Raw genomic sequence first — 8,938 nt, forward strand, 5'->3', positions numbered from 1 at the left:
CCATTATTGGTGGAGAGAGTTAATAGTATCTCTCACTTATAATATCTAAATCTTATATATTATAGGTTACAGTGGTAAGTACCAAAAGACAATAGTAGAGATTGATTATTAATCAATTAGTAATAAGATAGAAATAATTGCAATCAATTTGAGACATATAATGAATTTTAATAAGTATTATTATGTAAAACAAAATATAAAGATTTAAAATATAACTAGATGGACAGAGATGTTAACAGCAAGATATACGAGGAAAAAATATGAAACTAAGTACAAAAATAATGATTAGTTCATTAGCAGTTTTATTGATCAGTACTCCAGCCTTCAATACGTTATTGAATAGCACACCTGCTGACCAGGTAGTACATGCATCTAGTAGTACAGATATTAAATTAAGCTCTACTGGTAAGGTGCCTATCTTTAACAGTAAGGGTAATCAACTTAATGGACAATTTTTAAAAGGCGGCGAAGTAATCACTTCTTATGGCAAACCAGTGATAATAAGACATAAATATCAAAGAAGTGGCATCTTTCCAACTGTAAAAATCGATGGAAAAAGTTATACTTCTTTAGGTGATGGAGGCTATATTCTTGTTAACCATACTGGTGGCTATACTGCTAAAGGAATGCGTATTGTAAGTAATGCGACAGTTTATAATGAAAAAGGAAAGAAATTATCTACATATCGTGGCAAGCATGCCGTTTTACTTAAAGGATCAACGATTAAATATGGTGGAGCAAAAAACTATAGTATTGCAAGTTCCTACTTCAAAGTTGGTCAAGGACGGTATGTTAGAGACGGTTATGTTCAAAAAATGAGTGGTAAACCGCTATTAATCTTGAATCATAATACCTACGTATATGATAAACAAGGAAAACGCGTAAGCTATGAAGGAAAAAGAAAACTTCTTAATAATAGTGTAGTAACGACTAGTAGCAAAATTAGAGCTGCAAAGAGTGTAGATAAAAATTATTTTTATCAGAGTACTAATATTAAGAATAAAAATAAATTGACTTTTACTACTACTAAAATTAGGAGGCAAAATTGTGTAGCAATTGGCCGAAATAAGTATATTAAGATTAATAATCTTCGAACAGCTAATGGTATGATTTTGTTTACAAAGGGGCCAATTACCGTTACTTTAACTAATTCCAGAGCTGTATATGATGCAAATTTTAAGAAGACTGAATAAATTATGTCAATCAATAAAAAGTGAAACTGGATAAAGTAGTAATTAATAGTAGTTTAAGCGATTCACAACTGTATTTTAAAATTAAAGGAAGCGATAAGTTACTTTATTGGAGTGATTATGGTGAATATCCAGGTGCAATTCGAGCAGCTAATTTTAATCCTAACTACAATGAGGGTAATTATTCATTTTGGTTTAGACAGTTTATGGAATAAATTAGCATTGCTCATAGCTTTGAGGGATGCGTACGTGAGTTACTAGTTTATTGTTATAAGATACAATGATAATATAAAAGCGAGACAGCAACTGCTATCTCGCTATATTTTAATGTAAACTAGTAAAAAAGGTAATTAACCCAAAGATTATTCCTGGAAGGTTAGCTATAAATAATGGCCAATCTTTCTTTTCACCTAGTACAGCATATAATACCCAAATCGTACAGTTGATTGCTGCAACTAGAGGCTGAATTGGATTGCCGTAATTTCCATTCAAATTATTGATAATCTGCGGAATATAGGAAACGTACATCAATACAGATAGTACTGATCCAATCCGTCCAATTCGTAAAACAGTTCGTCGATCTAATCCTTTAAATTTCTTCAACAAATCTCTCCTTCATAATTTCATGTTAATAAAGATAGAGAATAATTGCAAAAGTTAGACATCAAAAGGAGAGCTGCCTCGATTGAAAAACTCTCTTTTAAATCACTTATTTTTCTTTATTAAAAACTAATAAATATAATGCAGCGGTAACTAGTTCAGCTAATCCCTGCATTAGAATAGCAACAGTGGAACCAAATTGTTGCACTATGATGCCACCTAAAAAGGAGCCGATTGGAATCATACAATTGATAATGCTGCTATTAATCGTTTCTATTCGTCCTAAAATGCTCTTGTATTAATATTTGGAAATTGACATTCATGATGCTAATCCAAAAAGCACTGCTCAATGCAAATATTAAAGTCATCACAGGCATACTGCTGGTGATTAGTGCTTCAAGTATTACTGATAATCCTGCTAAAAAAGACAAAGGGTAACTATTTTCTCAAGTTTATTTTTGCCTAATGAAAAATTACTAACTACAGCACTGCCTAGTAATCCACCGATTGAAGAAATAAATTCTAAACTACCGTAACTAAGTGCTGATCTACTTAGATAATGACTTGCAAAATAAGACATCCCTACAGAGGAAATACCATAAAATAAATTAGTTACAGCAAAGGGAATTATCAACGCTAAGATTCTACCTTCATACCTCAAAACCTGCCATCCTTTGATTAAGTCTTTTAGGTAACTATCACTAAAATACTCTTCTTTTTTTAGTTAATAGCACTTTAGGTAAGTACAACTTAGCATAGAAAGCCAAAGCAATTGCAAAAAATAATGCACTAATGATCATTGTCTTATTTAATGATAAATAGGTAATAAGGACAGTAGCTAAGGCATCTAGAAACAAGTCAAGGGCCCTATAGGTCATTTGAAAGAGACCATTAACTCTAGCTAATTCCGTTTTACTAATTATTGCTGGTAGGATTTTCTCTTCTGTCGGATAAATTAGGGTAGAACCAATAGCCGAAAGGATATATACCAATAATATTAGGATAATTACTTGCTGTTTAAAGAAAAATAAGCATACTGTCAAAATACTGAGTATGATTTGACTAAACGTTACGTACTTAAGTAGCTTCTTTACGTGAACTCGATCAATTAACGGTCCAAAAATAAAGGCAAGCATGTCGATCGTTGAATCAGCAATAAAAACTAGTGATAAGATCATTGGTGAATGATACGTCACTTTAAAATACCAAAGGATCGTCATATAAAAAAGCGAATCTGCGATATTAGTAGAAATTCGGCCAATTAGTAATTTCTTTACATTACTGTTTTCTATGTGAATTAAGTTTTTGAACATTTTCCCGTTCCTTTTTTAAAAATATCTTGATAGAACAAGTACTTCTGAAAGTCAGGGAAAAGTTATCTATTTAATTTTAGTTAACAAACCCCAAACTTTCAGAAAAGTTGGGGTTGAGCCTTAAGTAGCGCTTGACGGTTAAAAGAAAATAATTTTCCCGTAAGCTTAAACCTAAGTGGTAGCTAATGAACACTTAGAATTTCATCTCCTGTGTAAAAGATAAGAGCATAATTGCTGGGATACTTAAAATTGCATCTTAGTTAAATAATTCGACCACTTAACTAGAATAGGTTGAGAATTTGGTAAAAGCAAGGCATAAATTATCTTTATTGCACACAACTTCAATGAAGGGATGCGTAAGTTGTTTGATAGAGAGATCAATCTAGTGAAGAGATAGAAATAAACGATGTCAGATAATTCTGGCATCGTTTTTGTTTAGCAGCTGTTGTTAGAATTGTTTAATTAATCAAAAACTTCAATAATATTTATGTAAAAATGCTAATATTAATTATGTTGAAAATCATTTAGCATAAATATTATGAGGTGGAATTATGACATTACCATTTAAAGCAGTCGCAGTAGACATGGATGGAACATTTTTGGATGACCGTAAGCAATACAATCATGAACAATTTGATCAAATTTTGACTGAATTTGAAAAGAGAGGGATTCATTTTATTGTTGCGTCAGGTCGCCCCTATGCGCGACTCCAACAAGATTTTAGTAAGTTTACCGAACAAATGGATTTCGTAACTTTAAATGGTTCTCGTTTGATCATCAAAGGAAAGCAAGCAGCCGGTTATCCGCTAGCTAGACAAGATGTGTTGGATTTGATTCAGGAAGTTGAGGGTAAGTTTGGCAAGCGAGCTATCATGGTCTTTGAAAAAGATATTGCTTATTTACATAGTGCGGTGCCCAAAACAGAACGAGACTTTTTAGCATATTTTGCTGGTAAGAGTGACATAGTTGATAACTGGCATGATTTACCTAATGAAGATATCTTCCAAATCACCGTTGATCTAGATAGCTCACATTACACAGAAATTGAGCAGATGTTTAACTTAAAGCATCAAAATCAAATTTCTGCATTTGCTTCCGCAAACACAGCGATCGATATTAATGTTCAAGGGATTAATAAAGGAGCTGGTTTGAAGCGACTGTTAGCCAAAATGAATATGACAGGTAATGATTTAATTGCGTTTGGAGACGGCGGCAACGACATTGATATGCTAGATTTTGCTAAGTATTCATATGCTATGGCTAATGGCATGTCCAAAGTTAAGGAACATGCTAAGTTTATTGCACCTGCAAATACTGAAAATGGTGTATTTAAAGTATTAGAAAAGTATCTAGCAGATGAGGACTAAAAGCACAAGTTTGATGCTTAAATTCTAAAGAAAAGTATAATTAATGCTTATCATATACTATAAAGTATAATTAATGCTTATCATATACTATATAGTAGACAAATTTGATACTTACCTGTATGATATAGATATAGTTAAAGAAAGCGCTTGATTAATTAGAATTATCAAAAGTAATAGATGTTTTCCAGAAAGCAAAGGTGATCAAAATGCTACATTGGATTTGGGTATTGATTGTCGGCGGTGTAATTGGTCTTATTGCTGGGGCTTTAACGGGTTATGGCAGATCAATGAATTGGATTGCTAATATCGTAGCTGGCTTAGTCGGTTCAACATTGGGTCAAGCTCTGTTATTAGGAGAATGGGGCCCACAAGTTGCAGATATGGCAATTGTTTCATCTATTCTTGGTGCAGTAATTTTGGTGATCGTTGTTGCATTCTTTGTTAACAGATTCCGTACTGCATAAGAAAAAAGTGGCTTTCTAGTACTATAAATTAAGCCTGAATTGAGATTTGTCTCTGTTTTCAGGCTTTTTTGTATAATTACCCATTCCCTAACCGTAGAGGAGGGGAGAAATGAAGGAGAAAGTTTTAGTGCAATTAATGTATCTTGTAGCTAAATATGTATTTATAAGGCCTTTTAATTGATAAAAATCTGATAAGAGTTTAAATATGATTAATTTAAAAAATGGTACCTAGTGGCCATTAGGCTTGATGCCAATGGCAATATAGACAGCCTCACGCTCAAAGGTCTCTCGGCGCAGAGGAATGGAAATGTAGGTAGCGTCTAGATAAAACGCAGAAGAACTTATCGCTCAGCTTACGCTTGTGGTAGGCTTCCACCTTGGGAATCATCTGCTTGGAAATATTGGATACTTGAGCGGGGCTGTAATGGCTACCATACATTTTTTCAATCAAATCGGCTATCTCTCTGGTAGTTACGCCTTTGGAGTAAAGCTTGATGATCATGTTTTCCAACACATCTGCGTGTTGCTTGTAGTCAGGCAGCGTGTGCTGATGAAACATGCCGTTGCGGTCTCGTGGTACCTGGATTTCAATCTAGCCAAACTGCGTATCCACCTTGCAAAAGTAGGCACCATTTCTAGAATTGCCAGTGTTCCAGCCATCTCTAGCATAAGGATCATAGCCTCAAAAGGCAGTTAACTCAGCTTCTAGCAGGTCATTAACTGCTTGTTGGAGTTCTTTGCGCAATAAATCGTTTATTTTGTCTTGATTGAATAGAGCTTGAGCCATATTTTTGGTAAAATCATTCATGAAGGAGTTCTTCTTTCTGTATGTGTTTTTTTGTTCAAACCAATCATACGAGAAAGGAACTCCTTTTTCTGCGGAATTTTCGGAAAAAATATTTTTATTGGATTTAATTGAATTAGCTAAAACATTCTGAATCCTTGATATAGCAACAAAATCCTAGTAATATGGGAAGAGTCATCTTGCTAGCATTAAAATTATTGTTTAAATAATATAGCTAAATTTCGATTATGATTTAATATTAAGTAAATTAATGGAGTCAAGGCTAAACAGTAGCAAATAAGTTTTTAAATCCACTGTTTTTGTAATTATATCTGATGAAAATATTTCTACTTTTGACATTTAAATTAGTTATATAATTTTTATATGCTACATGAGATGCATTCTATTTATTGATGAATGATTTAATTTGACTAAGTTTTTGACTAAGTTAATGAGCATAGAGATATAAGTCATATTCTTGTTTCCGCTATAAATAATATTTAAAATAATATTTATTCTAACTTACAGTAATTTTTATTTATTTAAAGGACTAAGTAAAATAAGAGTTGCTTTAATGATTAATTTATTGACCCAAATGAACGAACTTGATCTTAGAATTGTGATCTCAGCATAGAAATCTAAATGATTTTGCAAATGAAAAATAAATATAGGAATGTATTTTTAAATACGACTAAGTAAATTTAAATTCTGAATTTTTTATTTTAAATGCCAATAGGATTTAGATTTACTCTCACAATGTAACTATTTTATTTTTAAATATGATTTTTTAATACTTAGATTTACATAATACAAGTTATACGCAGATATAACATGAATGTTTAACCACTACTCTTCAAAATAAAAAATCCATTTACTGTATTAGTGTAAATGGATTAAAATTCATTAGTGTAAATGGATTAAAATTCTAAAACTATCTGTTAGCTAAATTATTTAAATCAATCTTTTTATTTTCTTTAAGTGCAATTAAATAGATTATATTAATTGCGGTAAGTAATATTACTGCAAACCAAATTGTTTTTAAAATAAATATTTTTTGCAGTAAAAATATTTTTTGCAGTAAAGCTGAGACAATTGCACCTAATCCGAATGATATCACCAGTAACATATAATTTACTGTAGCTGTATGTTTGCTTTTATCTTCACCAAAGAAAAATGCGCTCCAAGCAACGACTGATTTTTTTAAATTACCAGTTGTAAATGCATTGTTATATCCCATTCCCTCAATTTTGCTGAAGGATGCGTTCTGGATTGCTAATCCAAATGCAATTGATGGAACTATGTAAAAATTTGGTACACTTTTAGGCAAAAAACCAACTACAGCACAAATTACTAAAATCGGAAATAAACAAAAAACGCGCCAATAATGACTTTTAACATACTTATGAAATAAGCCTACCATTAGCAAGCCAAGCGAAAATGCAATAAATAGCAAGCCAAGCGAAAATGCAATAAATGTACTAGCACGATTTATCATGCCTGGAATGTTATGATCAGCCAAAGCTGAACTAAAAAAGATCACATTTCCCGTCTGTCCAGCAGAAAGTGTATGTCCTCTTTGGATATATGTGTATGCATCAATAAATCCACCACAGAAAGTCAAAGCACAAGCTAATTGTCGTGACTCCGCTGGTTGATTACTATGAATAATATCTTTTAAACTCATATTTCTTCCCCAATCCTCTTCCTAGTCCTCTTCCTAGTTTAAAGTCAATAACTATTATAGGCTTTAATAAAATTTATGTTTAGCTTAATTTATTTAAAGTTTTAAAGATTATTTTTAAATTAATAAGATTAAAAAGTTTAAATACTTAATTTGATTTTTGTTTTGTGTTAGAGTTGCATAAATGATTGATCTAGTAATGTTTAAATTAATCATTAAATAAGCTAATATTATTACTTAATATAATGTAAGTTAATAATATTAGACACTGTCAAATAGTTTGTGTAAATAGATTTTTCTCGTAGATCGATTTTTTAATCTTTTATTTAGTCAAAGTAGGATTCTAAGGTATCCTGAACCTGACCAAAACCTTTGTGGATTCGATTGAAATAGCGTTCGTTGTAGCTCATTGCCTGAATGCCAATAAAAGTATCAAGCGACTGTTCAGTTGGAAACTCTGCTTTAGGCTTAGCTTTACGCTTGATAACGTTGTTAAAGGATTCGATCATATTGGTGGAGTAAATTGAGGCCCTGATTTGTTTAGGATAGTCATAAAAGACCAGCAGATCTGGCTCAATCCCCTTGAGGTTTCTGATGACATGATTATAAGCTCTGTTCCACTTGTCATAGAAGACGTGCAAGACTTTGATCGCAGCTTCTTTATTTGGCTGTTGATGGATTTTTGCTTGAATTCATTCATGATCGTTTCGCGATCATCTACGCGTACTTTAGCGCAGATATTGCGCATGACATGTACTAGACAACGTTGAAAATGGGCTTTGGGATAAGTCTGTTCCAGCACTGTCTTCATACCAACAACGCCATCTGAAAGAAAGAGCTCAACCTGTTCTAGACCGCGAGACTTCATGTCTTGAAGCATTTCCGTCCAATTCTCGACGTTTTCGCTAGGAGCAATGCGGTAATCGATGACTTCCTTGTGGCCATTAGGCTTGATGCCAATGGCAATATAAACTGCTTCACGATCAAAGGTTATGCGACGCAAAGGAATGTAGGTAGCGTCCAAATAAACGCAGAAGAACTTGTCACTGAGTTTGCGCTGATGATAGGCCTCAACTTTTGGAATCATCTGCTTGGAGATGTTAGATACCTGAGCTGGGCTTGTAATGACTGCCATACATCTTTTCAATCAAGTCGGCTATTTCTCTGGTGGTTACGCCTTTGGAATATAGCTTGATAATCATACTTTCCAAGACATCGGAGTGCTGCTTGTAGTCAGGCAGCGTGTGCTGATGAAACATGCCGTTGCGATCCCTAGGTACCTGAATTTCAATCTCGCCAAATTGCGTATCAACCTTGCGAAAGTAAACACCATTGCGTGAATTGCCTGTATTCCAGCCAGCTCTGGCATAAGGATCATAGCCTAAAAACGCAGTCAGTTCAGCTTCCAATAGGTCATTAACTGCTTGCTGGAGTTCTTTGCGCAATAAATCGTTTATTTTGTCTTGATTGAATAGAGCTTGTGCCATATTTTTGGTAAAATCATTCATGAAGGAGTTCTTCTTTCTGTATGTGTTTTTT

General features: G+C 33.1%; 5 protein-coding genes and 4 pseudogenes. 4 read left to right on the top strand and 5 right to left on the bottom strand.

Features of this window, described 5'->3' with window-relative positions:
• The first annotated feature begins 260 nt into the window (after window positions 1-260).
• A complete protein-coding gene (locus BLP58_RS01105) occupies window positions 261-1,193 on the top strand; it encodes an SLAP domain-containing protein (protein ID WP_013854027.1) in 933 nt (310 codons plus the stop codon).
• A 321-nt stretch (window positions 1,194-1,514) separates the two neighbouring features.
• Here the strand turns inward: BLP58_RS01105 and BLP58_RS01110 are convergent, their stop codons facing one another.
• Entirely contained in the window at window positions 1,515-1,796 is a 282-nt protein-coding gene (locus BLP58_RS01110) for a SemiSWEET family transporter (RefSeq protein WP_081462945.1), read from the bottom strand.
• A 103-nt stretch (window positions 1,797-1,899) separates the two neighbouring features.
• Window positions 1,900-3,103: pseudogene (locus BLP58_RS12715) on the bottom strand (MFS transporter).
• Between the two features lie 319 nt (window positions 3,104-3,422).
• Here BLP58_RS12715 and BLP58_RS12720 point away from each other — a divergent pair.
• The 3 genes and pseudogenes from BLP58_RS12720 to BLP58_RS01125 form a co-directional block, all read left to right on the top strand.
• Window positions 3,423-3,500 (top strand): annotated as a pseudogene (locus BLP58_RS12720) (ABC transporter permease); the annotation flags it as partial.
• A 154-nt stretch (window positions 3,501-3,654) separates the two neighbouring features.
• The gene (locus BLP58_RS01120; RefSeq protein ID WP_013854030.1) at window positions 3,655-4,470 is read left to right on the top strand and encodes a Cof-type HAD-IIB family hydrolase; all 816 of its coding nucleotides are present in this window, start codon (window positions 3,655-3,657) and stop codon (window positions 4,468-4,470) included.
• A gap of 206 nt (window positions 4,471-4,676) precedes the next feature.
• On the top strand, window positions 4,677-4,934 hold the full coding sequence (locus tag BLP58_RS01125) for a GlsB/YeaQ/YmgE family stress response membrane protein (RefSeq protein WP_013854031.1): 258 nt from the start codon (window positions 4,677-4,679) through the stop codon (window positions 4,932-4,934).
• Between the two features lie 231 nt (window positions 4,935-5,165).
• Here BLP58_RS01125 and BLP58_RS01130 read toward each other — a convergent pair.
• The 3 genes and pseudogenes from BLP58_RS01130 to BLP58_RS11750 form a co-directional block, all read right to left on the bottom strand.
• Window positions 5,166-5,742: pseudogene (locus BLP58_RS01130) on the bottom strand (IS256 family transposase); the annotation flags it as partial.
• Between the two features lie 907 nt (window positions 5,743-6,649).
• Entirely contained in the window at window positions 6,650-7,402 is a 753-nt protein-coding gene (locus BLP58_RS01135) for a YoaK family protein (protein WP_025084344.1), read from the bottom strand.
• 323 nt (window positions 7,403-7,725) lie between these two features.
• Window positions 7,726-8,907 (bottom strand): annotated as a pseudogene (locus BLP58_RS11750) (IS256 family transposase).
• Between the last annotated feature and the right edge of the window lie 31 nt (window positions 8,908-8,938).

This window comes from Lactobacillus kefiranofaciens (genome assembly GCF_900103655.1).
GTDB lineage: Bacteria > Bacillota > Bacilli > Lactobacillales > Lactobacillaceae > Lactobacillus > Lactobacillus kefiranofaciens.

Bases quoted from the DNA above. Each gene is read 5' to 3' on its own strand.
- BLP58_RS01105 (WP_013854027.1), top strand. From the start codon at position 261: ATGAAACTAAGTACAAAAATAATGATTAGTTCATTAGCAGTTTTATTG.
- BLP58_RS01120 (WP_013854030.1), top strand. From the start codon at position 3,655: ATGACATTACCATTTAAAGCAGTCGCAGTAGACATGGATGGAACATTT.
- BLP58_RS01125 (WP_013854031.1), top strand. From the start codon at position 4,677: ATGCTACATTGGATTTGGGTATTGATTGTCGGCGGTGTAATTGGTCTT.
- BLP58_RS01135 (WP_025084344.1), bottom strand. From the start codon at position 7,402: ATGAGTTTAAAAGATATTATTCATAGTAATCAACCAGCGGAGTCACGA.